We start from the raw sequence: 1,603 nt of genomic DNA, 5'->3' as shown, positions 1-1,603 counted from the left end.
AGCAACCGGCCCGGAAGGTCAGCGCGGTCGGCCCGGAGAATCAGGGGCGTTCGGTCCGCAGCCCGGCCGGTCTCGGCCCGAACGCCGGGCAGTGTCGACCCGAAGCTCGGCCCCTGTCGGCCCGGAGGCCGGACGCTGTAGGCCCGGAGGCCGGACGCTGTAGGTCCGCAGCTCGACCAGTGTCAGCCCGAAGAAGCTCAGCCGGTACCGGCCCGAACGCCGAACGGTCTCGCGCCCCCAAGCCCAGCCGATCCCGACCCGACGACCAACCCACGTCGACCCCAAACTCGCCGGCATCGGCCCCAACGCCGAACGGTCTCGCGCCCCCAAGCTCAGCCGATCCCGACCCGACGACCAGCCAAGGCGGCCCGAAAATCAGCCGGTATCGGTCCGAACGACAGGCGTTGCCGGTCCGTTGGGCAGGGCGTGTTCGGGGTAGCAGCTCTGGAGACGCGCGGGCGCTCCATGCGTCATCCGGCGGAGCCTTGGGTAGGGATATAAGCCACGCACCGCCCGATACCCGGCGGCGGCCCCAATTGCTCGTTGCCGCATTCCGGTTCGACAGGAAGAATTGAGATCCGCTCCCCGCACGGTCGGTCCGTGATCCGGTTGGGCTTCGCTGCGGTGCGCGGTCCCCGAATCCCACCTCGCCCGCTGTGTGGGCGCGTAGCCGAAGGGAGGAACGTGACCTTCGGATTCGCCTCGTCCCCGGCGGCCTCGTTGTCGACGTCCGCCGCTTCCGCCAGCCGTGTGCTGGAGCCGGCGGAGTGGGCCGCCGCGGGGATCCCGCTGCTGCGCAACCCCCGTGAGGTCGTCAGCGGACTGCACGCCCGGCATCATCCGCGGCCGTCCACCGCGGTCGTGGCCGTCCTCGATCCGGACGAACGGCTGTGTGCCAGCGCCTCGTTCACCCGCCGGGCCGCCCCGGCGGACGGCTGGATGTTCCGCAACGCCCTGCTGTCCCAGCTGCGCCGGGTCATACCCCACGACCTGCGCCGCCGTACCCCGGTACGCACCGCCGTCCTGCTCTACTGCCGTGAGGGCGACGCACGTTGGACCGAGGAGGACGGTGCCTGGATGTGGGGCCTGCGCGACGCCTGCACGCTGCACGGGCTGCGGTGCGGGGCGTACATCACACTGACCCACGACGGCTGGCAGGTGCTGGGCGAGGGGCGCGGTGGCCGCCGGCCCCACGCGCACTCGGCGCCGGAGCCGTTCGCCACGGCGGATGCCCCGCCGCCCGTACCGCGCACCGGCGGACCGGTCTCCGAGGTCCTGCGCCGCGCGGCCGCCCGCTGAGCATCGACACGGGGCCGGTGCGGAGCCGTACGGAGTCGGTGCGGAGCCGACGGTGGGTCCGGCGGACCGGGCCAAGCGTCAAGCAGCAGGCGGCAAGCGCCAAGCGCAGGCACGGATACGTCCATGTCCCGCTCAGGCGCCACGGAGCCGCTCGGGCACCGCGGTCGGCTCAAACGACCATGGGGCCTGGCGACCGACGACCGGCCGTACTCCACCGCAAGGCGTCCCAGGGGCTGCCAGGTGCCTCCCTCAGCGCCTTGACGGGCCTGGGGGCACCCCTGTGGGGATGCACCTGGCAGCCCCT

1 protein-coding gene is annotated in these 1,603 nt (G+C 72.9%); it reads left to right on the top strand.

Annotated features, from left to right (window positions below; all coding sequences use genetic code 11):
* Positions 1 to 684: 684 nt before the first annotated feature.
* Complete coding sequence (locus CCN72_RS12820) at positions 685 to 1,299, top strand: hypothetical protein (RefSeq protein ID WP_085566913.1); 615 nt, start codon at positions 685 to 687, stop codon at positions 1,297 to 1,299.
* The last annotated feature ends 304 nt before the right edge of the window (positions 1,300 to 1,603 follow it).

Origin of the sequence: Streptomyces murinus (assembly GCF_002154555.1) — a bacterium.
Lineage (GTDB): Bacteria > Actinomycetota > Actinomycetes > Streptomycetales > Streptomycetaceae > Streptomyces > Streptomyces murinus.
This window is presented reverse-complemented; position numbering and strand designations above follow the sequence as displayed.